This is a genomic window from Mesorhizobium sp. B2-3-2, assembly GCF_006442295.1.
In the GTDB taxonomy this organism is placed as follows: Bacteria; Pseudomonadota; Alphaproteobacteria; order Rhizobiales; family Rhizobiaceae; genus Mesorhizobium.
Genome location: NZ_VFWA01000004.1, coordinates 219,575 through 246,040 on the forward strand (window position 1 = coordinate 219,575; position 26,466 = coordinate 246,040).

Annotated in this window: 31 protein-coding genes; 7 read left to right on the forward strand and 24 right to left on the reverse strand. The window is 63.8% G+C overall.

Annotated features, from left to right (window positions below; all coding sequences use genetic code 11):
- Window positions 1–4 precede the first annotated feature (4 nt).
- On the reverse strand, window positions 5–937 hold the full coding sequence (gene gcvA, locus FJ964_RS12615; RefSeq protein ID WP_140492662.1) for a transcriptional regulator GcvA: 933 nt from the start codon (window positions 935–937) through the stop codon (window positions 5–7).
- A 164-nt stretch (window positions 938–1,101) separates the two neighbouring features.
- On the opposite strand from gcvA, the gene FJ964_RS12620 reads away from it, so the two are divergent.
- The gene (locus FJ964_RS12620) at window positions 1,102–1,359 is read left to right on the forward strand and encodes a hypothetical protein (RefSeq protein ID WP_140550690.1); all 258 of its coding nucleotides are present in this window, start codon (window positions 1,102–1,104) and stop codon (window positions 1,357–1,359) included.
- Between the two features lie 55 nt (window positions 1,360–1,414).
- Here the strand turns inward: FJ964_RS12620 and FJ964_RS12625 are convergent, their stop codons facing one another.
- Entirely contained in the window at window positions 1,415–1,930 is a 516-nt protein-coding gene (locus FJ964_RS12625) for a L,D-transpeptidase (protein WP_224656206.1), read from the reverse strand.
- Window positions 1,931–2,095: 165 nt separating this feature from the next.
- On the opposite strand from FJ964_RS12625, the gene FJ964_RS12630 reads away from it, so the two are divergent.
- Together FJ964_RS12630 and FJ964_RS12635 are read left to right on the forward strand one after the other, a co-directional pair.
- A complete protein-coding gene (locus tag FJ964_RS12630; RefSeq protein ID WP_091576052.1) occupies window positions 2,096–2,779 on the forward strand; it encodes a response regulator transcription factor in 684 nt (227 codons plus the stop codon).
- A 120-nt stretch (window positions 2,780–2,899) separates the two neighbouring features.
- Window positions 2,900–3,355, forward strand: coding sequence for a cyclic nucleotide-binding domain-containing protein (locus FJ964_RS12635; protein WP_140550691.1), 456 nt, complete (start codon window positions 2,900–2,902; stop codon window positions 3,353–3,355).
- A 122-nt stretch (window positions 3,356–3,477) separates the two neighbouring features.
- On the opposite strand, the gene FJ964_RS12645 is transcribed toward FJ964_RS12635, so the two are convergent.
- From FJ964_RS12645 to tesB, 7 genes are all read right to left on the reverse strand, one after another.
- A complete protein-coding gene (locus FJ964_RS12645; protein ID WP_140550692.1) occupies window positions 3,478–4,284 on the reverse strand; it encodes an exodeoxyribonuclease III in 807 nt (268 codons plus the stop codon).
- Between the two features lie 129 nt (window positions 4,285–4,413).
- Entirely contained in the window at window positions 4,414–5,094 is a 681-nt protein-coding gene (locus tag FJ964_RS12650) for an outer membrane lipoprotein carrier protein LolA (RefSeq protein WP_140550693.1), read from the reverse strand.
- Between the two features lie 136 nt (window positions 5,095–5,230).
- A complete protein-coding gene (locus FJ964_RS12655) occupies window positions 5,231–7,900 on the reverse strand; it encodes a DNA translocase FtsK (RefSeq protein WP_140550694.1) in 2,670 nt (889 codons plus the stop codon).
- Window positions 7,901–8,101: 201 nt separating this feature from the next.
- Complete coding sequence (locus FJ964_RS12660) at window positions 8,102–8,380, reverse strand: hypothetical protein (protein ID WP_140550695.1); 279 nt, start codon at window positions 8,378–8,380, stop codon at window positions 8,102–8,104.
- Between the two features lie 307 nt (window positions 8,381–8,687).
- Complete coding sequence (locus FJ964_RS12665) at window positions 8,688–10,040, reverse strand: ammonium transporter (RefSeq protein ID WP_140550696.1); 1,353 nt, start codon at window positions 10,038–10,040, stop codon at window positions 8,688–8,690.
- 32 nt (window positions 10,041–10,072) lie between these two features.
- Complete coding sequence (locus tag FJ964_RS12670; RefSeq protein WP_013528889.1) at window positions 10,073–10,411, reverse strand: P-II family nitrogen regulator; 339 nt, start codon at window positions 10,409–10,411, stop codon at window positions 10,073–10,075.
- A gap of 249 nt (window positions 10,412–10,660) precedes the next feature.
- Entirely contained in the window at window positions 10,661–11,521 is an 861-nt protein-coding gene (gene tesB, locus FJ964_RS12675; protein ID WP_140524665.1) for an acyl-CoA thioesterase II, read from the reverse strand.
- Window positions 11,522–11,620: 99 nt separating this feature from the next.
- Between tesB and FJ964_RS12680 the strand changes: the two genes are divergently transcribed.
- On the forward strand, window positions 11,621–12,880 hold the full coding sequence (locus FJ964_RS12680) for a ubiquinone biosynthesis hydroxylase (RefSeq protein ID WP_140550697.1): 1,260 nt from the start codon (window positions 11,621–11,623) through the stop codon (window positions 12,878–12,880).
- 13 nt (window positions 12,881–12,893) lie between these two features.
- On the opposite strand, the gene FJ964_RS12685 is transcribed toward FJ964_RS12680, so the two are convergent.
- Together FJ964_RS12685 and FJ964_RS12690 are read right to left on the reverse strand one after the other, a co-directional pair.
- A complete protein-coding gene (locus FJ964_RS12685) occupies window positions 12,894–13,250 on the reverse strand; it encodes a YciI family protein (RefSeq protein ID WP_140550698.1) in 357 nt (118 codons plus the stop codon).
- Window positions 13,247–13,474 (reverse strand): hypothetical protein, encoded by a 228-nt coding sequence (locus tag FJ964_RS12690; protein ID WP_140550699.1) that lies wholly within the window; start codon window positions 13,472–13,474, stop codon window positions 13,247–13,249. Before FJ964_RS12690 ends, FJ964_RS12685 begins: the two co-directional genes overlap by 4 nt.
- A 212-nt stretch (window positions 13,475–13,686) precedes the next feature.
- On the opposite strand from FJ964_RS12690, the gene FJ964_RS12695 reads away from it, so the two are divergent.
- Window positions 13,687–14,112 carry an OsmC family protein gene (locus FJ964_RS12695; protein WP_140550700.1) on the forward strand — a complete coding sequence of 142 codons (426 nt, stop codon included), beginning with the start codon at window positions 13,687–13,689 and terminating at the stop codon, window positions 14,110–14,112.
- Window positions 14,113–14,160: 48 nt separating this feature from the next.
- Here FJ964_RS12695 and FJ964_RS12700 read toward each other — a convergent pair whose 3' ends face one another.
- From FJ964_RS12700 to FJ964_RS12725, 6 genes are all read right to left on the reverse strand, one after another.
- On the reverse strand, window positions 14,161–14,787 hold the full coding sequence (locus FJ964_RS12700; RefSeq protein ID WP_140550701.1) for a DUF480 domain-containing protein: 627 nt from the start codon (window positions 14,785–14,787) through the stop codon (window positions 14,161–14,163).
- Between the two features lie 105 nt (window positions 14,788–14,892).
- Complete coding sequence (locus tag FJ964_RS12705; RefSeq protein WP_140518103.1) at window positions 14,893–15,672, reverse strand: succinate dehydrogenase iron-sulfur subunit; 780 nt, start codon at window positions 15,670–15,672, stop codon at window positions 14,893–14,895.
- Window positions 15,673–15,711: 39 nt separating this feature from the next.
- Window positions 15,712–17,547, reverse strand: a complete 1,836-nt coding sequence (sdhA, locus tag FJ964_RS12710) for a succinate dehydrogenase flavoprotein subunit (RefSeq protein ID WP_140550702.1) — start codon at window positions 17,545–17,547, stop codon at window positions 15,712–15,714.
- A gap of 4 nt (window positions 17,548–17,551) precedes the next feature.
- The gene (sdhD, locus tag FJ964_RS12715) at window positions 17,552–17,947 is read right to left on the reverse strand and encodes a succinate dehydrogenase, hydrophobic membrane anchor protein (protein WP_140518101.1); all 396 of its coding nucleotides are present in this window, start codon (window positions 17,945–17,947) and stop codon (window positions 17,552–17,554) included.
- A 2-nt stretch (window positions 17,948–17,949) separates the two neighbouring features.
- Window positions 17,950–18,369 carry a succinate dehydrogenase, cytochrome b556 subunit gene (sdhC, locus tag FJ964_RS12720; protein ID WP_140550703.1) on the reverse strand — a complete coding sequence of 140 codons (420 nt, stop codon included), beginning with the start codon at window positions 18,367–18,369 and terminating at the stop codon, window positions 17,950–17,952.
- Window positions 18,370–18,616: 247 nt separating this feature from the next.
- Window positions 18,617–18,880 carry a hypothetical protein gene (locus FJ964_RS12725; protein ID WP_224713199.1) on the reverse strand — a complete coding sequence of 88 codons (264 nt, stop codon included), beginning with the start codon at window positions 18,878–18,880 and terminating at the stop codon, window positions 18,617–18,619.
- 344 nt (window positions 18,881–19,224) lie between these two features.
- On the opposite strand from FJ964_RS12725, the gene FJ964_RS12730 reads away from it, so the two are divergent.
- On the forward strand, window positions 19,225–19,587 hold the full coding sequence (locus tag FJ964_RS12730; RefSeq protein WP_140550704.1) for a hypothetical protein: 363 nt from the start codon (window positions 19,225–19,227) through the stop codon (window positions 19,585–19,587).
- Here FJ964_RS12730 and FJ964_RS12735 read toward each other — a convergent pair.
- Both FJ964_RS12735 and FJ964_RS12740 read right to left on the reverse strand, forming a co-directional pair.
- On the reverse strand, window positions 19,571–20,773 hold the full coding sequence (locus FJ964_RS12735) for a GGDEF domain-containing protein (RefSeq protein WP_140550705.1): 1,203 nt from the start codon (window positions 20,771–20,773) through the stop codon (window positions 19,571–19,573). The genes FJ964_RS12730 and FJ964_RS12735 overlap by 17 nt on opposite strands.
- Window positions 20,774–20,962: 189 nt before the next feature.
- Complete coding sequence (locus FJ964_RS12740; protein ID WP_140550706.1) at window positions 20,963–22,159, reverse strand: GGDEF domain-containing protein; 1,197 nt, start codon at window positions 22,157–22,159, stop codon at window positions 20,963–20,965.
- Window positions 22,160–22,319: 160 nt separating this feature from the next.
- Between FJ964_RS12740 and FJ964_RS12745 the strand changes: the two genes are divergently transcribed.
- Window positions 22,320–22,634: a hypothetical protein gene (locus tag FJ964_RS12745; RefSeq protein ID WP_140492726.1), complete on the forward strand. Its 315-nt coding sequence runs from the start codon at window positions 22,320–22,322 to the stop codon at window positions 22,632–22,634.
- Window positions 22,635–22,721: 87 nt separating this feature from the next.
- On the opposite strand, the gene leuC is transcribed toward FJ964_RS12745, so the two are convergent.
- The 5 genes from leuC to FJ964_RS12770 form a co-directional block, all read right to left on the reverse strand.
- Entirely contained in the window at window positions 22,722–24,131 is a 1,410-nt protein-coding gene (gene leuC, locus FJ964_RS12750) for a 3-isopropylmalate dehydratase large subunit (protein ID WP_140524672.1), read from the reverse strand.
- A 66-nt stretch (window positions 24,132–24,197) separates the two neighbouring features.
- Window positions 24,198–24,359 (reverse strand): hypothetical protein, encoded by a 162-nt coding sequence (locus FJ964_RS12755; protein ID WP_181172466.1) that lies wholly within the window; start codon window positions 24,357–24,359, stop codon window positions 24,198–24,200.
- Between the two features lie 47 nt (window positions 24,360–24,406).
- Window positions 24,407–24,778, reverse strand: coding sequence for a VOC family protein (locus FJ964_RS12760; protein WP_140550707.1), 372 nt, complete (start codon window positions 24,776–24,778; stop codon window positions 24,407–24,409).
- Window positions 24,779–24,940: 162 nt separating this feature from the next.
- The gene (locus FJ964_RS12765) at window positions 24,941–25,576 is read right to left on the reverse strand and encodes a class I SAM-dependent methyltransferase (RefSeq protein ID WP_140550708.1); all 636 of its coding nucleotides are present in this window, start codon (window positions 25,574–25,576) and stop codon (window positions 24,941–24,943) included.
- A gap of 56 nt (window positions 25,577–25,632) precedes the next feature.
- On the reverse strand, window positions 25,633–26,448 hold the full coding sequence (locus FJ964_RS12770; RefSeq protein WP_140550709.1) for an amino acid ABC transporter permease: 816 nt from the start codon (window positions 26,446–26,448) through the stop codon (window positions 25,633–25,635).
- Window positions 26,449–26,466 lie beyond the last annotated feature (18 nt).

Here is a 26,466-nt window from a genome sequence, read left to right on the forward strand (position 1 = left end):
TCCGCTACACCCGGTCCGCGGTTTGGGATTTTGCCATTTCCTCCAGAATCCACGTGCGAAAGGCAACGATGCGTGGATCGTTCACCAGTTCCTTGGGATAGACCAGGAAATAGGCGAATTCCGGCGCGACCTTGATGCCGAGTTCGAACGGCCGCACCAACCTGCCCTCGGAAAGGTCGTTGGCCACCATGGCGAAATCGGCGAGCGCCACGGCGCTGCCTTCCATCGCCGCCTGGACCGCGTCGGCCGAGGTGCCGAAGACGATGGTGCGGCTGTCGTCGAAATCGTCGACGCCGGCTGCGGCCATCCACATGCGCCAGTTCGGCCAGGTCACGCCCTGCCGCGCCCATTCGATATGGGCAAGCGTGTGATGGAAGAGATCGCGCGGTTCGCGCAGCGGCGGACCTGATGCGAGCAGGCTCGGGCTGCACACCGGAATGATGACGTTGTCGAACAGCCGGTGCGCGCAAAGTCCCGGATATCTGCCGGCGCCAAAGCGGATGCCGACATCGACATCGTCGAGGTCGAAGTCCCGCAACCCGTAGGCGATGTCGAACCTGAGTTCGATGCCTTCATGTTTTTTGCGGAAATCCTCCACCCGCCGCATCAGCCATTTCGTCGCGAATTGGGCGTCGAGCGTCACTTTCAGCAGCGTCGTGCCGCGCGTCATCTTCTGCGCCCGCGAGACGGCCTTGCCAAGCAGGTCGAGCGCATCGGCAGAGGCCTCGAACAGCACCGTTCCGGCCTCCGTCAGCCTGATGCTGCGGCTGGAGCGCGTGAACAGGACGATACCGAGCTGGTCCTCGATCTCCTTGATCTGGTGGCTGACGGCGGCTGGCGTCAGGCCGAGTTCGTCGGCGGCCCGGGTGAAATTGAGATGCCGGGCCGCTGCCTCCAGCGTCCTCAGCGCCCGGGTTCCCGGCACCAGGCGGGCCATCAGCGTGGCCCCAGAACAGACGCGGTCATGGCGCCCTGATCCTCAAAGAAAACTTGATAATCCGGAAAGAACTACTCGTTTCTCTCCAATCTTTCAATCAGGCATGATGCGACCATCGAACCAGTATCAAACCGGATTTTATGTCCGGATGGAAGGATTGCACCATGTCTCACATAGCTTTGAGAGCTCCCGCGAGCCGGCTGAACTGGCTGACCGCCGCGTTCGACTGGATCCGCCAGGCCAAGGTCGCGGCCAGCCTGCCGCGGGACGATATCGAGGACCTGTCGGACCGCCAGTTGCGCGATGTCGGCGCCACGCGCAAAGACGTCTCCCGCGCCATGGACCGCGAGCTCGGCCGGCTGGGCCTGCTCGACATCGGCTGGCAGCAGCCACGGAGTAAGGGAGCAGGCAGTAGGGAGTAGGCATTAGAAGGAGCCCTACTGCTATTGCCTACTGCCTAATCCCCAATCCCAATCCCTACCTTACCACCCTCACCACCGTCCGGTCCGACAGCAGCGGCAAGAGCCGCGCCATCGTGCGTGCCGTCACCGCGACGCAGCCTTGCGTGGGCGTGAAGCCCGGGCGCGCCAGGTGGAAGAAGATGGCGCTGCCGCGCCCGCGGCGGCGCGGCGTTATATTCCAGTCGAGCACCAGGCAGGCATCATAGAGCCTGTCGTCGCGCCGCATGCGTTCATGGCTGGCGCCGTAGGGGATCTTGACCGGCCTGTTATAGTTGCGGTCGTCGGGCACTTCGCACCAGCCGAGATCAGGCCCGATCGGTGTCATCGCCAGCCGGGTGATGCGGCCGCTGGAGAAGTGGTCTCCCCGGAAATAGCCCGACAGGATTCGCATTTGGCCAAGCGGCGTGGCGCCGTCGCCTTCGCGCTTGCCGGCCGAGATACCGCCACGTCCCAGCGCGCAGGCAAACACCGTTCTGCCCGCCTGCAGCAGGCCCTGGCTGGGACGGCCGGGCCTTGCCCGCACGGTCAGCACCCGCAGTCCTTTTCGCAAAATTGCGCCGGCTGCATTGCGATCGTGTTTTTTCTTGTATGATCGTGCCACGGAACAAATCACTGTGATCGGCTGTTGTGCCGGTCAGCTTCCGCATAAACAGGCAGCGGTCAACTGAATTTTCTTTTCAAAACAACGGATTGATCCATGACTTCACGAACCATCCTGATCGTCGACGACGATGACGACCTGCGCGGCACGCTGGTCGAGCAATTGTCCCTTTATGAGGAATTCGACGTGCTGCAGGAGTCCACTGCGGCAAAAGGTGTCGCCGCGGCGCGTGGCGGCCTCATCGACCTGCTGATCATGGATGTCGGCCTGCCCGACATGGACGGCCGCGAAGCGGTGAAGATCCTGCGCAAGGGCGGCTACAAGGCGCCCATCATCATGCTGACCGGCCACGACACCGATTCGGACACGATCCTCGGCCTCGAAGCCGGCGCCAACGACTACGTGACGAAGCCGTTCCGCTTCGCGGTGCTTTTGGCGCGCATCCGCGCGCAACTGCGCCAGCATGAGCAAAGCGAGGACGCCACCTTCTCGGTCGGCCCCTACACCTTCAAGCCAAGCCAGAAGCTGCTGATCGACCCGCGCGGCGCAAAGGTGCGGCTGACGGAGAAGGAAGCCTCGATCATCAAATATCTCTACCGCGCCGACCAGAAGGTGGTGACGCGCGACGTGCTGCTCGAGGAGGTGTGGGGCTACAATTCCGGCGTTACCACGCACACGCTGGAAACCCATGTCTATCGCCTGCGCCAGAAGATCGAGCGCGATCCTTCCAATGCGGAAATTCTTGTGACAGAAAGCGGTGGCTACAAGCTGGTTCCTTAAACATTTCATTATCCAATAAGCGGTCTGGGCGGGGCTGCTTTTGGGTGCGATCCTGTTGGAGGGGGATTCTGGATCGTACCGCGAAGGAGGATTGGACTGACCGTTCGGGGACACAGCTAGATGGCGCTGGATGACGACATCCGCATCCTGTCCGCCGTGAGGCTTTTCGAGGGCTTCACGCAGGAGCAGTTGCGCCTGCTCGCCTTCGGCGCCGAGACCATGCTCCTGCAGGCAGACCACAAGCTCTATCGCGAGGACGACATGGCTGATTCGGCCTATATCGTGGTCAGCGGAGAGATCGTGCTCTATCGCGAGCAGGCAGGCGAGCGCATTCCCATCGGTACGGTCGGCCCGGGCACGATGCTCAGCGAACTGGCGCTGATCGCCGACACCAACCGGCTGACCAGCGCATCGGCAGCGGTCGATTCGGAGGTGATCCGGCTCAGCCGCAAGATGTTCCGCCGCATCCTGGAGGAATATCCTGAGCTGGCGGCCCAGCTCCACCAGCGCATCCTGGAAGACTTTCAGGCACTGATTCACCGCATCGAGAAGCTGGCGCCACGCTTTTCGGGGTGAACGGGAGAGACAGGTGGACTTCCGGCTGGTTCGCGCCACCGAAAATGACCTGCCCTTCATCATGGCGACCGAGCGGCTTGACGCAATTGTCGCCGGAGCGGGAAAAGCGCCGGCCCGGCTGATCAGTCCAGGTTGAACCGCGCGATGACCGGAACATGGTCCGAGGGACGTTCCCAGCCACGCGCCGCCCGCAGGATTTCGTAGCCGGTGAAATCAGGCACCAGGTTCGGCGACGACCAGACATGGTCGAGCCGGCGGCCGCGGTTGGATGCCTCCCAGTCCTGCGCGCGGTAGCTCCACCAAGTGTAGAGCTTCTGGTCTGATGGCACGTTGAGCCGCATCAGGTCGACCCAGTCGCCGGCCAGCCGCATGGCCTCGAAACTCTCCGTCTCGACCGGTGTGTGGCTGACCACGTTGAGCAGTTGCTTATGCGACCAGACATCGTGTTCGAGCGGCGCGATGTTGAGGTCGCCGACCAGGACCGAGGCGGACACTTCGCTGTGTTCGGCGCGGATTGCGTTCATCTCGGCGACGAAATCGAGCTTGTGCCTGAACTTGCGGTTGACTTCCGGGTCCGGTTCGTCGCCGCCCGCCGGAACGTAGAAATTGTGCAGCAGGATCGTCTTGCCACCGGCCCGCACGGTCACCGACAAATGCCGGCTGTCGTCGATGTCGCAGAAGCGGCGCTTCTCGACTATCGCGATCGGCCGGCGCGCGACCGTCGCCACGCCGTGATAGCCCTTCTGACCATGAAAGGCGATGTGCCCGTAGCCGAGCCTGCGGAAGGCCTTTTCGGGGAACAGCTCGTCGGGAACTTTTGTTTCCTGCAGGCAAAGCACATCGGGCGCGTATTCATCGAGCAGGCGCTCGATGATCGGCATGCGCAGGCGAACGGAATTTATGTTCCAGGTGGCGATGGAAAAGGGCATTTGGCGGGTCCGGCGAAAGATCGCCGAACTACTGCCAGCCCCGCGCCGTGAAGGCAAGCATTGCAGCAGTTGCGGAGGTCGGCGCCGTGCCGCCGAAACGGCACGAAAGGGTTCGCCAACTCGCGGAAGCTATCTGGTCTTCGTATTCAGCTCGCGATTGGCCGTATAGTCGATGGCAAACGTGTCGGGAGCGAAGCTGACGCCTTCCTTGGTGTTGAAGATCATCACCGTGGTGTCCTTGCCCTGCGCATCGGTGATCGTCCACTGGCGCAGATCATAGGTCTTCGGATCGAACATCATGGTGATCCGCGCATTGCCGAACACCGACTTGTCCGATAGCTGGATGGTAGTCAGGTCGTCCTCTTCCTTGACGCTCTTGACGCGATTGCCGGAGAGGTCGATCCGGTCGTCGAGCAGCAGCTTCAGCGGCGTCTTCGACAAGGGATAGAGGTCGGACGTGTTCAGTTTCTTGTTGAGGATGACCACCGATTTGCCGTCCGAAATCACCCGGAAATTCGAGGATCCGTCGTAGTTGAAGCGAATCTTGCCCGGTCTTTCCAGGAAGAACTTGCCGCCGGTCTGCTCGCCCTTGGGGCCGAACTGCACGAATTCGCCGCTCATCGACTTAACCGAGGAAAAATGGTCGGCGATCTTTTGCGCGGCCGCCGGCACGGCCGCCTGCGCGGATGCAAGCAGCTCGAATCCGGGCACCACGTTGAGGGCGGCAGCGCCCGCGAGCACCAGGCCGAGGCCAAGCAGCTGACGGCGTGTCGGGGCAAGACCGCCGAGCGCGGAAAGATCGTTTTTCATGTCGGTCACTCTCATCTTGAATCCTGATTTGTTGCTGTCCTGAACCCCCAGTTGGGCTGAAGTTTGACGGCGCGAACGCTGCTTGACCGCTTGAACGCGCCAGAAGGTTCAAAGTTGCCGCCAGTATCTTTCGCGATCAGAATTTGTCCTCTTCGGTCGGCACCAGGATCTCGCGTTTTCCGGCATGGTTGGCGGGGCCGACAATGCCTTCTTTCTCCATCTTCTCGATGATCGAAGCGGCGCGGTTATAGCCGATGCCCAGACGCCGCTGGATGTAGCTGGTCGAGGCCTTGCCGTCGCGCAACACCACGGATACCGCCTGGTCGTAAGGATCGTCGGAATCCTCGAAATTGCCGCCGCCACCGCCGCCCGAGCCGCCCTTGCCGGAGGGCTCGTCCTCGTCCTCATCATCGTCCTCGGTGATGGCGTCGAGATATTCCGGCACGCCCTGCAGCTTCAGATGCGCGACGATCTTCTCCACCTCGTCGTCGGAGACGAACGGGCCGTGCACGCGCTGGATGCGGCCGCCGCCGGCCATGTAGAGCATGTCGCCCATGCCGAGCAGCTGCTCGGCGCCTTGCTCGCCCAGGATGGTGCGGCTGTCGATCTTCGACGTTACCTGGAAGGAGATGCGGGTGGGGAAGTTGGCCTTGATGGTACCGGTGATCACGTCGACAGACGGACGTTGCGTCGCCATGATGACATGGATGCCGGCGGCGCGCGCCATCTGCGCCAGGCGCTGGACGGCACCCTCGATGTCCTTGCCGGCAACCATCATCAGATCGGCCATTTCGTCGATGATGACGACGATGTAGGGCATCGGCTCGAGGTCGAGATTCTCGGTCTCGTAGATCGCCTCGCCGGTCTGGCGGTCGAAGCCGGTCTGCACCGTGCGCGAGATCTTTTCGCCCTTCTTCTCCGCCTGTTGGACGCGTGCGTTAAAACCGTCGATATTGCGCACGCCGACCTTGGACATCTTGCGGTAGCGGTCTTCCATCTCCCGCACGGTCCATTTCAGCGCGACCACCGCCTTCTTCGGGTCGGTGACAACGGGCGTCAAAAGGTGCGGGATGCCGTCATAGACCGAGAGCTCCAGCATCTTGGGATCGATCATGATCAGGCGGCATTCCTGCGGCGTCAGCCGGTAGAGCAGCGACAGGATCATGGTGTTGATGGCGACCGACTTGCCCGAGCCGGTGGTGCCGGCGACCAGAACGTGCGGCATCTTGGCGATATCGACGATGACCGCCTCGCCATTGATGGTCTTGCCCAGCGCCAACGCCAGCTTGGCCTTGGTGGTCTCGAAATCGCGGCTGGCCATGATTTCCCTGAGATACACCGTCTCACGCTTGGCGTTCGGCAATTCGATGCCGATGGCGTTGCGGCCCGGCACCACGGCGACGCGGCAGGCGATGGCGCTCATCGAGCGGGCGATGTCGTCGGAGAGGCCGATGACGCGCGATGATTTGATGCCCGGCGCCGGCTCCAGCTCATAGAGCGTGACGACGGGGCCGGGGCGGACATGGATGATCTCGCCCTTGACGCCGAAATCCTCCAGCACGCCTTCGAGCAGGCGGGCGTTCTGTTCCAGCGCGTCTTTCGAGAGGCTCGGGTCGCGCGCGACGTTCTTCGGTTCGGACAGGAAATGCAGCGACGGCATCTCGAATTTTTCCGAGCCGATCAGCGAGGTCTGCGCCTCGCGCTGGACGCGCGCACCCGGGGCCGGGCGTGGCGCCGGCGCTTCAACGCGCGTGGCGGCATCCGAGCGGAACGGCTGGACCTTGGCGGTGGGAGCCGCGCGACGCTGAACGAGGGGTTCATCGTCGAAATCGACATCGTCATCGCCGGTGTCGAAGCGACCGTCGAAGACGTCATCGTCCGGATCGACGGAAACGCTGCGATCGTTGACCATGGCGGCGAAGAATTCCGGTTCGACGCGGGCACGGCCATCCGGGCTCATCCGCTGCTCGGCGAACTCGGCCGATTCGACCCGTTCGGCGGCGCGCCGCCAGGCGCTGGCGCGCGGCTCCATTCCCGGCTCGAATTCGTCCCGCCGCTGCCTGCGGCGCACGGCGCGGCGGTGCATCCACGCGCGGAACGAAAGCCACCAATGGGTCATTGCGCCGAGCGCCAATATGCCTTCGTCGCCTTCATCCTCGTCATTGTCGAACAGCAGCTCATCCTCGCGCGGATCGGCGGCGGCCGGTTCCTCCATGATGGCGAAACCGTTCTTGCGCGCGATCAGCGCCGAACCGTAGGCGAACAGCCACAGCGCCGGCCCGGCCATCAGAATGGCGAGTACGCTGGCCACCAGCCCGGTCGGATAGCCACCGATGACGAGGCCCGGAATCTTCAGCACCATGTCGCCGAACACGCCGCCGAGCCCGGTCGGCAGGGGCCAGGTCTTGGGCGGCACCACGCAGCCGGCGATCGCGGCGGCCAGCAGGGCAAAGCCGAACCAGAACAGACCGCGCCTGGGCAGCCTGTCGACGCCACGCGCCGAAAACAGCAGATATCCCCAGATCACGGCCGGAACCAGCGCCGCCACGGCGGCAAGGCCGAAGAACTGCATGGCGATGTCGGAGAAGACCGCACCCGCATAGCCCATGGCATTGGTGACGGTATTGGCCGTGGCGTGCGAGAAGCTCGGGTCGGCGACATTCCAGGTGGCAAGACTGGCGACACCAAAAGCGGTGAACGCGAACATGCCGGCGCCGACAAGCCGGCCGACCTGGCGTCGCGCGAATGCCTGGATGCCGTGCCCCGTATCGGTCAGCGCGAGCGGTGCTGAAGCCCCTGAACGCATGCTCTTCCCCGTCAGTGATTGCCTGGCCCGAGCGCATGACGCACTCCGGCAGATTCGAATGCCAGACTAGGCGTGGGAAGGTTAAGGGCGCATTAACTATAAGGCTGTCGGCGGCCAGTCATGCCCCATTTCGCGGCACCTTGCCCGCGTGAAAATGGCGGGCGCTGGGCCCGCCATCCATTCGTCGGGATCGACGGCGTCCTACTTGTTGGCGCCACCGAGCATCTTCACATTGGCGCAGAATTCGGCGTGCGGCTTGCTCATCGCCGCGTCCTGGCATTCCTTCATCATGGCTTCCTGCTTCTCCTTCGGCATGGCCATGAAGGCAGCCTTGAATTCCGCCATCGGCTTCATGGTTTTCATGCTGGAATCGGTGAAGAACGGCGCCATGTTGTCCGGCTCATCGAGAGCTCCGGCAAATGCCATGCCGCCGACCATGGAAAGAGCGAGCGCTCCGAGGCAGATATTCTTGACGTTCATTGGATGGTTTCCTTCCCTATTGTTTGAAACGACCGCCGAACAGTGGTCGTGCCCGGGAGTTCGATGCCAAGACCGTCGATGTTTCCTCGAAAATCTCAATCACGCGAACGTGATTGCGCTCGTCCAACCAAACGGGCTCCAAAAAAAGGCCCGGAGCGATCCGGGCCTCAAGGCGTGAGCACCTTGGGGAGCGTCACGACGGGATTTCAAAACAGTTCCGGAAGACGTGCAGCGGTTTTCCGTACGCGATTACAGAAAGAGATGCGACCGGCGGGAGGAGGTCCGCCGGTCCCATGGCTAAGAGGCCTTACGGCACCACTTCGCCGTGCTGGCTGATGTCGAGACCCTCGACCTCTTCCTGGGTCGACGGACGCAGGCCGACGAGCGCCTTGACGATGTAGAGGATGACGAAGGTGGCGATTGCGGTCCACAGGATGGTGAAGACGATGCCGTAGAGCTGCTTGCCGATCGACGCGCCCGAGGACAGGCTGTTGATTGCCGGGTCGGCGAGCACGCCGGTCAGCAATGCGCCGACCACGCCGCCGACGCCATGGACGCCGAAGGCATCGAGGGAGTCGTCATAGCCGAACATGTGCTTTACCTTGACCGCCGAGATGTAGCAGACGACGCCGGCGACGATGCCGACGATGAAGGCGCCGGTCGGGTTGACGAAGCCGGAAGCCGGCGTCACCGCGACAAGGCCGGCAACGGCGCCGGAGATGATGCCGAGCACCGAGGGCTTCTTGGCGATGATCCATTCGGCGAACATCCAGGCCAGCGCCGCTGCCGCGGTGGCAACCTGAGTGTTGAGCATCGCGGCACCGGCGAGGCCGTCGGCGGCGAGTTCCGAACCGGCGTTGAAGCCGAACCAGCCGACCCACAGCAGCGAAGCGCCGATCACGGAATAGACCAGGTTATGCGGCGCCATGTTGGTGGTGCCGTAGCCTTCGCGCTTGCCCAGGACCAGGGCGCAGACGAGACCCGCGACACCGGCATTGATATGGACGACCGTGCCGCCGGCGAAGTCGAGCACGCCGGCAGCGCCGAGGAAGCCGCCGCCCCAGACCCAATGCGCGATCGGCGCATAGACAACCAGCAGCCACAGCGCCATGAAGATCAGCAGGGCCGAGAACTTCATGCGCTCGGCAAAGGCGCCGGCGATCAGGGCCGGGGTGATGATTGCGAAGGTCATCTGGAACATCGAGAAGACGAATTCAGGAATGTTGGCCACGCCCGGCGCCCACAGCGTCGAGGTGGTGATGCCGTGATGGAAGAACTTCGAGAAGCCGCCGAGATAGGCATTCATGCCGCCGCCGTCGGAAAAGGCCAGCGAATAGCCGAACATGAACCACAGCACCGTCACCAGGCAGGTGATGGCGAAGCTCTGCATGACGGTGGCAAGCACGTTCTTCTTGCGCACCATGCCGCCGTAGAACAGCGCCAGGCCGGGGATGGTCATCATCAGCACCAGCGCCGTCGAAGTCAGCATCCAGGCGGTGTTGCCGGTGTCGAGCACCGGGGTGGGAGCGGCCGGCGCGGCGGCAGCCGCGGCCGGAGCCGCTTCCTGCGCGAAGGCGGCGACGCTGCCCAACGCTGCGAGAGCGAGCGAGCCAAAAAGGGCGGCGCGTCCCGTCTTCTTCAAGGTGGAAGGAATATTCATTGAACTCTCCATTGGAATACGTGTTCGCCGCTTCAGAGCGCGTCGGTGTCTGTTTCGCCGGTGCGGATGCGCACCGCCTGGTCGATGCCGAAAACGAAGATCTTGCCGTCGCCGATCTGACCGGTCTTGGCGGCTGCGGTGATGGCCTCCACGGCCTTGTCGACCATGTCGGCGCTGACCGCGACCTCGATCTTGATCTTCGGCAGGAAACTGACCGCGTATTCCGCCCCGCGATAGATTTCCGTGTGCCCCTTCTGACGCCCGTAGCCTTTGACTTCGGTGACGGTCAGGCCCTGGATGCCGACGGCGGTAAGCGCTTCGCGTACCTCGTCGAGCTTGAACGGCTTGATGATTGCCATCACGATTTTCATAAGGTTTCACCCTTTTGCTGTTGCGGTCCCCCGCGTTTGCACACCTTCACCGATCCCGAGGAGCCGGAGAGTGCCGACGAGGATTCAAGCTCCGTGCCAATTGCCGAAGCAGCGTGTTAACTTGTTGTAAACAAAGGAATTGACGAGCCCGCAATCGCACCGTGCCGATGGGCGCGGCACAGCTTCTGCTCAATAATTAAGCAATTTTCGGAAAACGCCTATTTTGGCGGCTTTGGTTGAAAAGACTGCTCAACGCTTGAGCCGGATCAAGCCTTCCTGGGCCATCGAGGCGATCAGCGTGCCGTCGCGGGCATAAAGCGTGCCGCGGCTGAACCCGCGCGATCCCGAGCTCGAGGGGCTGTCCTGCGCGTAGAGCAGCCAGCCGTCGAGCGAATGCGGGCGGTGAAACCACATCGAATGGTCGAGGCTGGCCGCCTGGATGTCGGGATCGAACAGCCCGCGCCCATGCGCGAAGGTCGAGGTGTCGAGCAGCGTCATGTCGGAGAGATAGGCGAGCAGCACCGATTGCAGCGCGCGGTCGTCTGGGACGGGGCCGGCAAGGCGGATCCAGACATTCTGCCGGGGCGGCAGCTTGTCGCGGCTTTCATAGTGCTGGAGATTGACCGGCCTGAGCTCCAGCGGTCGCTCGCGCGCCCAGAAGCGTCGCACCGCTTCCGGCACCCGGTCGGCCTTTTCGAGCAGTTGGCGCTGCGTCTTCAGCCCTTCCGGCGGCGGCACGTCGTCGGGCAAAGCGAACTGGTGCTCCAGCCCCTTCTCATCGACCTGGAACGAGGCTTCCAGCGAGAAGATCGCGTTCCCGTGCTGGATCGCCAGCACCCGGCGGGTGGTGAAGGAGCCGCCGTCGCGGATGCGGTCGACCTCGTAGATGATCGGCACCTTGATGTCGCCCGGCCGCATGAAATAGCCATGCAGCGAATGCACGTAGCGGTCGGGCTCGACGGTCCGCTGTGCCGCTACCAGCGCCTGGGCAATGGTCTGGCCGCCGAACACGCGCTGCCACTCCACTTGGGGGCTGCGACCACGATACAGATTGTGTTCCAGCCTCTCGAGGTCGAGAATGCGCAGAAGCTCGTCCATGGCCGCCGTCATGTGTCGTGACCTCGCCTCAAGATTTCCTTGGCGGGTTTCCGACAGGAAGGACGGGCCGTCAAGGGCGGAGGGCAGGCTGGCTTGCAAGGAGCGAAGACCATGGAAGGCAAGGCAGAGGCTAAAACCAGGTCCGGGCTCGATGTTCTGGTCGCCGGCGCCGGCTATGTCGGCCTGGCCACCGCCGTGTCGCTGAAACAGGCGCAACCGGGGCTTGCCGTGGCCCTGGTCGATGCCGCGCCCGCCGGCTCCTGGCAAAGGGACGGCCGCGCCTCGGCCATCGCGGCGGCCGCCTGCCGCATGCTCGAGCGGCTCGGCGTCTGGGCCGAGATCGCGCCGGAAGCGCAGGCGATCACCGAGATGATCATCACCGATTCGCGTACCGCCGATCCGGTGCGCCCGGTCTTCCTCACTTTCGACGGCGAGGTGGCGCCGGGCGAGCCCTTCGCGCATATGGTGGCCAACCGGGTGCTGAACGGCGCCTTGCGCCGCAGCGCCGAAAAGCTCGGCGTCGACACCATCGAAGGCGTTGCCGTGCAAGGGTTCGAAACCAATGGTGCGGGCATCACCGTGCATCTGGCCGACGGCGCTACGCTGAAGGCGCGGCTGCTGGTCGCCGCCGACGGCGTCAACTCGAAGCTGCGTGACATGGCCGGCATCAAGACGGTGAAGTGGGAATACGGCCAGTCCGGCATCGTCTGCACCGTGGCGCATGAACGGCCCCACAACGGTCGTGCCGAAGAGCATTTCCTGCCCGCCGGCCCGTTCGCCACGCTGCCGCTGAAGCCGAGCGAGGACGGTTCCAACCGCTCGTCGATCGTCTGGGTCGAGCGGTCGGAAGATGCTCAGACGCTGGTCGCCGGCGACGACCTCCTCTTCGAGCATGAATTGGAACAGCGTTTCGGCCTCAAGCTTGGCGAGATCCGCGTCGCCGACAAGCCGCGCGCCTGGCCGCTGGGTCTTACCATCGCGCGCGCCTTCGTCGCGCCGCGCGTGGCGCTTGCCGGCGATGCCGCCCACGGCATCCACCCGATCGCCGGCCAGGGCCTCAATCTCGGCTTCAAGGATGTCGCCGCCCTGGCCGAGGTGATCGTCGAAGCCGACCGGCTGGGCCAGGATATCGGCGCGCTCGACGTGCTCGAGCGCTACCAGCAATGGCGCCGTTTCGACACGGTGCAGATGGGCGTCACGACAGATGTGCTGAACCGGCTGTTTTCCAACGACATCGGCCCGCTGCGCGCGGTGCGCGACATCGGCCTCGGCTTGGTCGAGCGCATGCCGCGGCTGAAGGAATTCTTCATCCGCCAGGCGTCGGGGCTTTCAGCCGGCACGCCGCGTCTTTTGAAAGGCGAGGCGATCTGACCCGCCGCGCCGCCTATGACCCGGGCACGTCATAGATCGCCCGGACCTCGATCGTGCCGAGTTCGGCCAGCGGAATGCCGCCAGCGATGTCCAGCGCCTCCTGGAGGTCCTTCGCCTCGATCATGACGAAGCCGAGCAACTGCTCCTTGGTTTCGGCGAACGGGCCGTCGGTGACCAGCCGCTTGCCCTTGCGACGACGCACGGTCTTCGAGGTCTTCACCGATTGCAGCGCCTGCGCGACGATGAGCTTGCCTTGTTGGTCCAAGGACCGGTCATAGGCCAGCGAATCGGCGTCGAGCTTGGCCGATCCTTCCGGGGTGAGCGCATGGAGGTCTTTCTCCTCACCATAGACCAGGCAGACATATTTCATTTCGCGCTCCCTTGCTGCGATGAATCATAGGATGCGGCGACGAGCGTGTCAGCCTTGCCTTCGACCGCTGCCGCATGGTCGAGAAGGCATGCCGCGACCGCGATGATGGCGACAGCAGCCAGCAGCCTGCGGACACCGGACGGCGGCGGCTCCAGCCAGAAGTCTTGCCGTCGTTGAGCCTTGCGGCCCGGGGTCTTCCATATTGCGAAAAACAGATTGTCCATGTGAACCTCCATCCGGCCACAATCCCGTGGTCGCCCGCAGGACGGTCGGGCCGAACGGAAGCCGACATTTTTGCACGCGGATTTTTTAGAAAGGAATGAACCGTCATCGCGCCGTGGTCCAAACAGCGCAGTGGTCTTCGCGCATGCCCGCGCTATAGTTGGCCGGACGCTGGGCTCATCTGGACAAGTTCACGACAACCAAGGAGGAATTCATGGACCGCACCGCAACCGCCGTCTGGAAGGGCAATCTGAAGGACGGCAAAGGCACGCTCAACAGCCAGAGCGGGACCCTGAACGGCACGCCCTATTCGTTCAAGGCACGCTTCGAGGACGAGAGCGGCAAATCCGGCACCAATCCGGAAGAGCTGATCGCGGCCGCGCACGCCGGCTGCTACGCCATGCAGCTGTCGCATTTCCTGGCCGAGAACGGCACCCCGGCGGCCGAACTCGACGCCAAGGCCGTGGTGACGCTGGTTCCCGGCACCGGCATCACGGGCAGCGCGATCACCCTTGTCGGCAAGGTGCCTGGCATCGACGCGGCGAAGTTCAAGGAATTGGCCGAGAAGGCCAAGGCCGAATGCCCTGTTTCCAAAGCTCTGGGCGCCATCAACGTATCGCTCGACGCCAGGCTCGGCTGAGACCCCGGCATCCCGGCGCGCATGGTCGCGCCGGGCACCCTCGAGCGCTTAGGCACCCAGCGCGTCGAGCCGGGCGCGAAGGGCTGCGACTTCCTGCTCCAGCGCCTCCACTCTCGCTTCGAGGTCGGAAGCGGGCACGGCCGATGCAGTGCGCTGCGCCGACAGGGCGGCAACGTCCACCGGCCCGGCGAGGAGATGCACATAGCGATCCTCGCGTTGGCCTGGACCGCGCGGGATTTCCTGGACGAGCGGCGGTCGACGGCCGATCAGCATATCGAGCTCACCGCGCAAATCCTCGATCGATGAAAACCTTGCCACGCGCTCGCTGCGTGCCAACAATTCATGCGCCGTCTGCGGCCCGCGCAGCAAAAGCAGGCCGACCAAGGCGGTCTGCGGCGTGGTCAACGAGAAGCGCTGCGCCATCTGGTGCTCGTAGCGCTCGACGCGGGAGCCGAACATCTGCCGCACCAGCCCCTTCTGCTCAAGCAGCTTCAGCGCCCGGTGCACCTCTGTCTGTTCCAGCGCCATGACGGGCTCGCGCGCCGTCTTCTGGTTGGCGGCGGCAAGTGCTGCGTTCAGCGTCAGCGGATAGACGTCCGGCGTCAGCTCCTTCTTCTCGATGAGGCAGCCGAGCACACGCGCTTCGGGAGGAGACAGGATGGGGAGGTCCGTCATTGAATTGCAATCCTTTCTGAAACTGGCAGGACAGCGCCCCTCTGTCCTGCCGGAGAAAAGGGGGCGCGAAGGATCGCTGCGTTCAAGATTGCCGCGAGCGAGCGCCTAAACCCTTCTCTCCACCATCATCTTCTTGATTTCCGCGATCGCCTTGGCCGGATTCAAGCCCTTGGGGCAGGTCTGCGCGCAGTTCATGATGGTGTGGCAGCGATAGAGCCGGAACGGGTCCTCGAGATTGTCGAGCCGCTCGCCCGTGGCCTCGTCGCGGCTGTCGATCAGCCAGCGATAGGCCTGCAGCAGAGTTGCCGGGCCGAGATAGCGGTCGCCGTTCCACCAGTAGCTCGGGCAAGAGGTCGAGCAGCAGGCGCACAATATGCACTCGTAGAGCCCGTCGAGCTTCTCGCGCTCCTCATGGCTTTGCAGCCATTCCTTGGCGGGCTGCGGCGAGACCGTCTTCAGCCACGGTTCGATCGAGGCGTGCTGGGCGTAGAAATTGGTCAGGTCGGGCACCAGGTCCTTTATGACAGGCATATGCGGCAGCGGGTAGATCTTGACGGCGCCCGATATGTCGTCGCAGCCCTTGGTGCATGCGAGCGTGTTGGAGCCGTCGATATTCATGGCGCACGAGCCGCAGATGCCCTCGCGGCAGGAGCGACGCAAGGTCAGCGTCGGGTCGATCTTGTTCTTGATCCAGAGCAGCGCATCCAGCACCATCGGCCCGCAATCGTCCATGTCGACGAAATAGGTGTCCATGCGCGGGTTCTCGTCATCATCCGGCGACCAGCGGTAGATGCGATATTCCCTGAGATTGGTCGCGCCTTCCGGCTTCGGCCAGGTCTTGCCCTGCTGGATCTTCGAGTTCTTGGGGAGCGTGAGTTCGACCATTACCTCAGGTCCTTTCGGATGACGCGGCTGGACGTCATTTCAATACACCCTGGCCTTGGGCGCGATCTTGGCGAGACTGATGCCGCCGTCCTTTTCGGCCAGCAGCGGTTCGGTGTGCACCGGACGGTAGGAGAGCGTCACCTCACCGGTTTCGCTCAGATGGGCGAGCGTGTGCTTGCGCCAGTTGGCGTCGTCGCGGGCCGAGAAATCCTCCCGCGCGTGCGCGCCACGGCTCTCCTTGCGCGCCTCGGCGCCGTAGACCGTGGTGATGGCGTTGGCCATCAGGTTTTCCAGCTCCAGCGTCTCGACCAGGTCGGAGTTCCAGATCATCGAGCGATCGAAAACCTTTATGTCCTTGAGCTCGCCCCAGATCTGCGAAATGCGCTTGCAACCGTTCTCAAGCGATTCCTGCGTGCGGAACACCGCCGCGTCTTCCTGCATGGCGCGCTGCATCTTTTCGCGCAGAACCGCCGTCGGCGTCGAGCCGTTGGCGTGGCGCAGCCGATCGAAGCGGTCCATGATCTTGTCGACCGAGGCCTGGTTGGGCGACGGGATTGCCGACTTGCGATCGATGACCTGGCCGGCGCGGATCGCCGCCGCGCGTCCGAACACGACCAGGTCGATCAGCGAGTTCGATCCCAGCCGGTTGGCGCCGTGCACCGAGGCGCAACCAGCCTCGCCTACCGCCATCAGGCCGGGCGAGACCTGATCAGGATTAAGGATCGTCGGGTTGAGCACCTCGCCCCAGTAATTGGTCGGCACGCCGCCCATATTGTAGTGCACCGTCGGCAGCACCGGAATCGGCTCCTTGGTGAGATCGACGCCGGCGAAGATCTTTGCCGATTCCGAGATGCCGGGCAGCCGCTCGTGCAGCACCGCCGGATCGAGATGGTCGAGGTGCAGGAAGATATGGTCCTTGTTCTTGCCGACGCCGCGGCCTTCGCGGATTTCCAGCGTCATGCAGCGCGAGACGACGTCGCGCGAGGCAAGGTCCTTGGCCGACGGGGCGTAGCGCTCCATGAACCGCTCGCCCTCGGAGTTGACGAGATAGCCGCCCTCGCCGCGCGCGCCTTCGGTGATCAGGCAGCCGGCCCCGTAGATGCCGGTCGGGTGGAACTGCACGAACTCCATGTCCTGTAAGGGGAACCCCGCCCGGGCGGCCATGCCACCGCCGTCGCCGGTGCAGGTGTGCGCCGACGTCGCCGAGAAATAGGCCCGGCCATAGCCGCCTGTCGCCAGCACAACCATCTTGGCCGAGAAGCGGTGGATGGTGCCGTCGTCGAGGTTCCAGGCGACGACGCCGGTGCATGTGCCGTCCGGCTCCATGATCAGGTCGAGCGCGAAATACTCGATGAAGAACTGCGCATTGTTCTTCAGCGACTGGCCGTAGAGCGTGTGCAGGATGGCGTGGCCGGTGCGGTCGGCGGCCGCACAGGTGCGCTGCACGGGCGGGCCGTCGCCGTAATTCATCATATGGCCGCCGAACGGCCGCTGGTAGATCTTGCCCTCCTCGGTGCGCGAGAACGGCACGCCGTAATGCTCGAGCTCGTAGACGGCGGCCGGCGCTTCACGCACCAGATATTCCATGGCGTCCACATCGCCCAGCCAGTCCGAACCCTTGACGGTGTCGTACATGTGCCACTGCCAGGAGTCCGGGCCCATGTTTGAAAGCGAAGCGGCAATACCGCCCTGCGCCGCAACCGTGTGCGAGCGGGTCGGGAAAACCTTGGTGATACAGGCGGTGCGCAGGCCCTGTTCGGCCATGCCCAGCGTAGCGCGCAGCCCCGCGCCCCCGGCACCGACGACCACGACGTCGAATTTGTGGTCGACATAGGTATAGCCTGCCGTATTGGCTTGTTTCGCGTCCTTGGCCAAAACGTCAGCCTCCGAATGCCAGTTTGAGCAGGGCGAAGAGCGAAGCCACGCCGACCGCTACGGTGAAGAAAGTGTTGAGGGCGATCAGCGCCAGCTTCATGCCTTCGCCATGCACGTAATCCTCGATGATCACCTGCATGCCGATCCGCATGTGATAAAGCGGCGAGATGAGCACAAGGGCCATCATCAGCGCCACAAGCGGGTTGGCGAGCGCTGCCCGCACCTCCGCATAGCCGGCGCCGTTGAGCGCGACCAGGAACCCGGTGAAGAACAGGATCAGCGGGATGTTGGCGATTGCCGTGAGGCGCTGGCGCCAGAAATGCCCGGTGCCTTCGCGGGCGGAGCCCAGGCCGCGGACTTTCGCCAGCGGCGTGCGCATGTCGGTCTTTCCAGTGCTCATGGTCAGGCTCCTCGCGCCATATAGCCGGCGATCCAGATCAGCAGCGTGAGCAGGATCGAGCCGGCCAGGGTCGCCCAGGCGATCTTGGAGGCGGTATGCTTTTCGAGGCCGGCGCCGGTGTCCCAGATCAGGTGACGCACGCCGCCCAGCATGTGATGCATGAGCGCCCAGGTGTAGCCGAACAGGATCAGCCGTCCGAGCCAGGTTCCGAAGGCCCAGCTCACCCAATCGAAAGTGGCTTGCGAGCTCGCCGCCGCCATCAGCCATATCGCGACCAGGAGCGTGCCGAAATAGAGCGCGCCGCCGGTGATGCGATGGATGATCGACATCGTCATGGTGATCGGCGGCCGGTACACGCTGAGGTGCGGCGAAAGCGGCCGTTCACGTCTGGCGAATTCGCGGGTGGCTGGTGATTTGCTCATGGCTCCCCCAGTTCGGCGTTCCTGGAGCCTCAGGTGGAAATGCGGCATTGCCGCTTCCGGTTGCGACTTCGGACAGCCGGTTTCTAATGCTCTTTTTGCACCGCGTCAAAGCCAGAAAACCGTTTCGAAAACGTAATTTAGTCTGATTAAAAGGCAGGTCTGGGCTTCAATCGATTAGGCGTCGACGATGCCAAGCCGGCCCGTTCTCGCTGCGGTGCAGCATATATGTGGCGGACGCGGGCTCGGCTCAGCGGGTGCAGGTCAGCGGCGCCGAGCCCGCCTTCATCACCAGCGCCTCGCGACCGTCGATCACGATCGCGTCATGTGTCTCGCCGTAACGGCTGTTCTGGTTTGCCGGCGCAGCCGGCAGGTCCTCGCTGGTACCGTCGGGACCCAACACCCGCACCGAGGAGCCGAGATTTTCGATGGTCATCCTGCCGCCGTCGGCGCAATTGTAGGTGGCGGTGCGCGGCTGCGGCGCGGTGACGTCAGCAACGGGGGCAAGCGACACGGAAGCGCCGCTTTGTTGCGGCCTTTCGCAGCGTCGTTCTCCGGCACGCAGGCCACCGCGACCAGCAGCGGAAGCAGCGCGAACGCCACCCGTAGTATCCGGCGCAACACCATGGGCTGTCCTTCCGCGCGTTGGAATGCGCATGACCATGAAAACCGGAATCGGTTTGGCGACATGCGCGAGGGTGCGGGCAAGCGTGGCCGAATGATGACCGGCCGGCTTTCGCTCCTGCGTTAACCATGTTTATCAAGACATGGGTGAGAACCGCGCCAGCCCCTTAACAAAGGTTAAGAAAAGGTTAATTTCCGATTCGAGGAGGCTTTGTCTCCAACATGGAGGACGCCATGCGTTCGAATTCGGGCAGATCGCGCCTTGCGGCGCTCACAGTGGCGGTATTGGCCGTCGGCTCCGCCGCGCCGGCGCTGGCGGACGGACGCCACCAGGATCGGGTCTACGCCGATTCCTTCGGCAATCTCGTCATCGACAGTGCCGCCGGCTACAAGCGTATCCTCGTCGGCGAAGGCAAGCTCGCCAAGCAACTGTCCGACTATACCAGCGCCGGCCAGCCCAAGGTAATCTACGAGACCGGGCCTGACGCGATATCGGGCTATGGCGATTGCTATCGGCCGCCGGTGTTCGTGAAGGGGCGCAGTTATATGTATGGCCTCTCCGACGGCGAGATGCCTGAACTCAGCCCCTGCCGCTGAACAGCGCCACGGCCTCTGGCCTGGCTAGCCCGGCGGAAACGCGCACGCAGTCGCGCCCGGCATCCTTCGCCTGATAGAGCGCTTCATCGGCACGTCGCATCAGGTCGGAAAAATGCTCGCCGGCATGAAGTTCGGCAACGCCGAAGCTCGCCGTGCAGCGATTGTCGGCGGGGAGCCCGTCGATGGGCAGCGTCCCGAAGGCGCTGCGCGCGCCTTCAGCGAACAGCCGCGCGGCGGCAAGATTGGTGCCGGGCAGGATGATGGCGAACTCCTCGCCGCCTATACGACCGGCGACATGGTGGTCGGCGGCGGCCTCGCGCAGGAAGCGGGCAAAGGCCTCGATGACCCGGTCGCCCGAGGCATGGCCGTAATTGTCGTTGATGGACTTGAAGTGATCGAGATCGGCGATGACCAGCGCGACTGGGACGCCGCGGCGCGCCGCGTCCCCCAGTGCCGTCTCGGCGTGACGCTCGAAGCCGCCGCGGTTGAGGAGCCGCGACAGCGTGTCCGTTTCCGATTTCGACGTCGCCTCGGCGAGCACGTCGCGCACCAGTATGGCCAGCGCCAGCAAGGCCAGCGCCACGCCGAACACGGTGCCGAGCGATTGCGACGCCAGGGCATAGCTGGTCTGCAGATAGGATTGCGGGGCGGCGCCGCGGCCACCAAGCGCATCGGCGATGAATGGCTTGCTGGCGAACTGCACGGCGCTGGCCGCCAGCACCGCCATCAGCATCCGGTCGAGCCGGTCACGCCTTTGCCTGGACGACCAGACGATGCCGAACCCGGTAAGCTGCATGACGGCGTAGGGCAGTTGGTAGGCCATCTTGCTGGCAAGGGACTGGCGCGGCAGATCCTGGGCGAAATAGACCGCGACAGAGGCAAAGGCCAGGACCAGGAGCATCGCCGACCAGGGCGGCGTCACGCCGTATCTATGCGCAAGCCCGCCGTTGAAGGCGATGGTGGCGCCAAGGAAAACGGCGAAGGCTGCGACGACCACCAGCCGCGCATTGTCGAAGGCGGGGATGCTGAATTCAACGACGAAATAGGCCATGCCCAGCACATAGCCGAACGCCAGCCAGCGTGCCGAGACACGTCCGATGTCATAGACGGCGATCGCCATGAAGGCCGCCGCCAGCAGCCCGGCAACGAACAGATTGATGACAAGGATGAAGTCCGCGCCGTCCATGATTTCCCAAGCCCCTGACGGCAGCAAACCATCGACGGGCGAAAAAGAAGTTAACGTGAGGTCATACCGGGGCTCGCGCACGCCTCGGAGATTGGCCGGATGATGTTTGCCATCGCCCTTCACGGCGAAGCAAGGAACGAAGCGGTGCGGCGCGGGTCCTGGATGATAAAGGCGTCAGGCTGATCGCCTTCAGCCGGCTTTGAGCGGCTCCGGCACAAACAGCGTTTCCGGCCGCTCATAGGACAGGCGCACGCTGTCGCGCCCGTTTTTCTTGGCCTTGTAGAGGGCCTCGTCGGCGCGGCGCATCAACGGCTCCAGCGCTTCGTCGCCGCTGCGCGCCGCCACGCCGAAACTGGCGGTGACCTTGGTGCCGGGCGGAAGTCCGTCGACGCCGCCGGCCGAGTAGGCCACGCGCACGGCCTCTGCGAACAGCCGCGCGGCGGCAAGATCGGTCAAGGGCAAGAGCACCGCGAATTCCTCGCCGCCGACACGTCCTGCCTCACCGCGCGCACCGGCGGCGGCGCGAAGCCTGGCGGCGAAGTCAGCGATCACCCGGTCGCCAGCGGCGTGCCCATGCAGGTCATTGAGCGCCTTGAAGTGGTCGAGGTCAGCGAGCACCAGGGCCACCGGCAATTTCGCCGCCGCGCAGCGTTGCAAGAGCAGGGCCGCCCGCTCCTCGAAGCCGCGCCGGTTGAGCAGGCCCGACAGCGGATCGGTGTAGGTCTCGACCTTCAGCGCCTTCATCACGTCGAGGGCTGCGGCGGAGAACAGGCAAAGCGCGATCAGCAGCGACAGCAGTGCGTGCGACAGCAAGGCTGTCGTCCAATAGGATGATGTATAGAGCTCGTCATAGGTCGCGAAAGGCCCGTGTGCGACGATGACGGCAAGCGTGCGCACGAAGAAATTCAGCCCCGCGAGCAACGCCAGGACGAACAGGATTTTTTCCGTCGGGCCATTGTCACGCACCTTGCGCAATTCGGCGGCCGCCACCAGGCTGATGCCGCCGAGTGCGAAGTTGATGACGAGGACCCGCCATGTCAGGTCCGGCTGGACGAACAGGAACCAGCCGAAGGCGGCCATGCCGCCGCTCGCCAAGGCGCAAAGCCCGATATAGGGGACGCGCCGGCCATACCGCGCCACGATCGCGCCCGCCAGGCAGGATCCGGCAACGCAGAAGCATAGATTGGAGAGCAGCTTCGACGGTGCCAGGCCAACGGGCAGCGTGAAATGCTGGAACAGGAACCCGGCCGCCGCGAGCGAATAGCTGACCGCCAGCACGGCCAGATAGGGACGGTGGCGCTGATAGAACCAAAGCACGAGGAACGCCGCGCCGAGGGCCAGCGCGATCGTCGGGTTTAACAACGCTATCAGCAGGCCGGTGTCCAAAGGACCGTGACTTCCCCTCGCTTGACGTCGGGGAAGACCTTAGGCCGCAAGCCCAAACAAGCGGTTAAGCGAAAGCGAATATGCGTCACGCTGGTGCGGAGCGTGACGTGGAACCGGCGCGCCGGACCTGCGTTTGTCCAGCGCAGAAGAGGAACCGATAATGGCCGATACAATCACCCTGACCGATCACGAGGCAATCCGTTCGTGGGCCGCGTCGCGCGCCGGCTTTCCGGCCATTGTCGACGTGTCGCCCGAAGCCGGCACGCAGGCGATGCTGCGGCTGGTGTTCGGTCAGCACGCCTATGAGGACGAAGACCAGCCGGAGCGTCCGATCAATGCCGGGGGTTATGAACTGGTCGAGTGGGACGAATGGTTCAAACTCTTTGATGAACGCGGGCTGGCCCTGGTGGTCGCCGCTGAAGAACCCGGGCGCCGCGAGCAGTTCCACGAGATCATCCGCCGCGACGACCGGTGAAGCCGCAACATGTTCTGGACGCTCAAGCAGAAGGCCCGAATCGCATCGCGATGCGGGCCCTTGCGTTTCGATCGAACCAGCCGCGATTTACTTCCAGTCGCGGATATCGACGAAGTGGCCGGCGATGGCCGCCGCCGCAGCCATGGCCGGCGACACCAGATGGGTGCGTCCCTTGAAGCCCTGCCGGCCCTCGAAATTGCGGTTCGAGGTCGAGGCGCAGCGCTCATGCGGCTTCAGCCGGTCGTCGTTCATGGCAAGGCACATCGAGCAGCCCGGCTCGCGCCAGTCGAAGCCGGCGGCGAGGAAGATCTTGTCCAGCCCTTCGGCCTCGGCCTGTTCCTTTACCAGGCCGGAGCCCGGCACGATCATGGCATTGACGCGCGGATTGACTTTTCGGCCCTCGACCACCTTGGCGGCGGCGCGCAGATCCTCGATGCGGCCGTTGGTGCAGGAGCCGATGAAGACGCGGTCGAGGGCGATGTCGGTGATCTTCGTTCCCGGCGTGAGGCCCATATAGTCTAGCGCGCGCTGCTTTGAGGTGCGCTTGTTTTCGTCGGTGATGTCTTCCGGGTTCGGCACAATCCCTTGCACCGAGACAACATCCTCCGGGGACGAGCCCCAGGAGACGATCGGCGGCAGTTTGGCCGCATCGAGCACGATCACCTTGTCGAAATGCGCGCCTTCGTCGGATTGCAGCGTCTTCCAGTAGGCGAGCGCGGCGTCCCAGGCGGCGCCCTTGGGCGCGCGCGGCTTGTCCTTGACATAGGCGAAGGTCGTCTCGTCGGGTGCAATCAGGCCGGCGCGCGCGCCGCCCTCGATCGACATGTTGCAGATCGTCATGCGGCCTTCCATCGACAGCGAGCGGATCGCCTCGCCGGCATATTCGATGACATAGCCGGTGCCGCCGGCGGTGCCGATCTCGCCGATGATGGCGAGGATGATGTCCTTGGCAGTGACGCCTTCCGGCAACTGGCCGTCGACGCGCACCAGCATGTTCTTGGCCTTACGCTGGATCAGCGTCTGCGTCGCCAGCACGTGCTCGACCTCCGACGTGCCGATGCCGTGCGCCAGCGCGCCGAAGGCGCCGTGGGTGGAGGTGTGGCTGTCGCCGCAGACGATGGTCATGCCGGGCAAGGTGAAACCCTGTTCCGGCCCGATGATATGGACGATGCCCTGGCGGATGTCGTTCTCGGAATAATATTCGACGCCGAAATCCTTGGCGTTCCTGGCCAGAGCCTCGACCTGGATGCGGCTTTCCTCGTTCTTGATGCCGAACTTGCGCTCGGGCGAGGTCGAGACGTTGTGGTCGACCACGGCCAGCGTCTTTTCGGGATGACGGACTTTGCGGCCACTCATGCGCAGGCCCTCGAAGGCCTGCGGACTGGTCACCTCATGGACGAGGTGGCGGTCGATATAGAGCAGGCAGGTGCCGTCGTCCTGGCGGTCGACGACGTGGTCGTCGAAAATCTTGTCATAGAGGGTGCGCGGTGCGCTCATGTGCGTAAATCCGTCGATATGAGAATGGGAAGGGCAGGCGCCGAGATGTCGGGCGGAACGAGTTGATCAGTCGGCCCGCGTAAGTCGGCTGGTCGGCGCGCCACAGACGCGCGCGGAGAAGCGCGACGGCAGGCGTTTTCTGTCCTGCAGCACGAACCCCTTGTAGGCCGGATCGCCAAAAAGCTCTTCCATGGCGGGGTAGATAGCAATGTTTTGGGTTTTCGGCAATTGCGTGCCTTCGCGGAACCTGATTCCTAGGCCACGAAATGGGGAGATTACTGTCTGTCCTTCTTGAATTCGAACAGCTCAATGACGTTGCCCGATGGATCTTCAAGCAGGATAGCCCGGCCCGCACCGCCATCGCTGATGTTCCCTCGGAACGTCACTCCGGCCGCGCGCAGCCGGTTGATCAGGTCATCCAACCCCTTGGTTACGACCATGAACCTGTTCCACCCACCTGGCTTCGGATTACCTCCGGCCTGACCACCGCTTCCCGCACCGGGAGCGCTGAGATACAGGGTAAGGTCGTCGCGAAGCAGCGCTGCGAACTTGCCAGGATTGTGCATTTCGACCTTGAATTCGAGACTGTCCCGGTAAAATTCTACCGCCTTGTCTACGTCGGCAACGATATAACGGACGGACGCCATTCAAACCGTCTCCTCTCGTGAGGAATTACTAGGACCGCGCCATAGCCGCTTTCGCCTGGCGCAGCCCACACATTTTCGGAACGCACCTAGCTTTCGGAACGCACTTACTTGCGCATAGTTCCGGCCACTGGCGCTTGGATGCCGAAGACAGCCATCACTGCGCTACAGGATTTCGAACACGAAGGTCTTCACCAGCGCATCCGGCTCGGCGATGGCGTAGCAGCGGAACCATGGGCTTTGCTCGACCGGGCGCCATTTTCCCCTCCGCTCCAGCTCGTCGAACACGGCCTGGAAACCACCGCTCTCGAACACCTGGTCGCGCACGGTGAAGATGGCGTGGCCCCCTTTCTTCGTGATGCGCACCAGTTCGTGCAGGCCGGAAGCCGGCGCATGGCTGATGGTGAACACGCCGGTCGAGAAGAAGGCGCGGAAATGCCCGTCGGACCAGGGCAGCGGGCCGCCCAGCATTGCCTGCTTCAGCTCGCCATAGGCGTTGCGGCTGCCGGCGATCTTCAGCATGTCGTCCGACAGGTCGAGCCCGGCGATATCGCCGTAGCCCAGCGCCTTCAGCGACGGCCCCGACAGGCCGGTGCCGCAGCCGGCGTCGAGCAGCGGCCCATCGCCGGCCGGCACATGGCGCGCCACCCAGGCGGTGATCAGGAACGGCAGGAGATAACCGAGCGAAGCGGTCTCGCTGTCATAGGTCGCGGCCCATGCGGCATAGGCCTGCGCCAGGGTTTCGGGCGTATCGGCCGTATAGACCGAATCCAGCGCAGCATTGGCCTTGTCGATGTTCATGGGCATGCTCCTCCTCCAGTGCGCAGCCGGAGCGTAACGCCGTCCTTGCCGAAAGACTATTCCTGATGCTGGCGGCGCAGCCGCCGTTCCAGCGCCCGCAGCGCCAAAGACAAACCGACGGTCAGGATGAGATAGATGTAGGCTGTTATCGAATAGGTCTCGAAGAAGCGGAAGGAGCCGGCGGCATAGACCTTGCCCATCTGCGTGATGTCGGCGACGCCGAGCACCGAAACCAGCGAGGAATCCTTGACCAGGGCGACGAAGTCATTGCCGAGCGGCGGCAAGATCGTGCGGATCGCCTGCGGAAAGACGATCAGCCGGAAGCGTTGCGTCCGCGTCAGCCCGAGCGCCTTGGCCGCTTCGATCTGGCCCTTCTCGACCGCCTGAATGCCGGCCCTGAACACCTCGGAGATGAAGGCGGAATAGCCGATGGTCAGCGCCATGATGGCGCGCCACAAGAGCGAGACGTCGCGCACCTGCAACTCGCCGAGATAGCCGGCGCTCTGCAGCGGCGCGGTCAGCGTGTTCCAGGCCGCGACGAAAGCCGGTGCGCCGGCAAACGCGATCCAGAACAAAAGCACCAGGATCGGCACGCCACGGATGATTTCGACATAGAAACGCGCGATCTGCCGCAGCCACTGCGAACCCGACAATCCCATCAGCGCGATGCCGAGACCGATCATCGAAGCCAGCGCGAAGGCGACAATGGTGACGAAGACGGTGACGCCGATGCCCTTGGCGACAGTGGCGAAGACCTGGGCATAGAGATCGCTGGCGGCGATGGCGAGCGCGGCGACCAGGGCAAGGACAAGGGCGGCGGCCAGCCACCAGGGAAATTCAGGTCTGGCGGAGGAGGAAGTCGAGGACGGCATCAGATATTGCCGGTGACA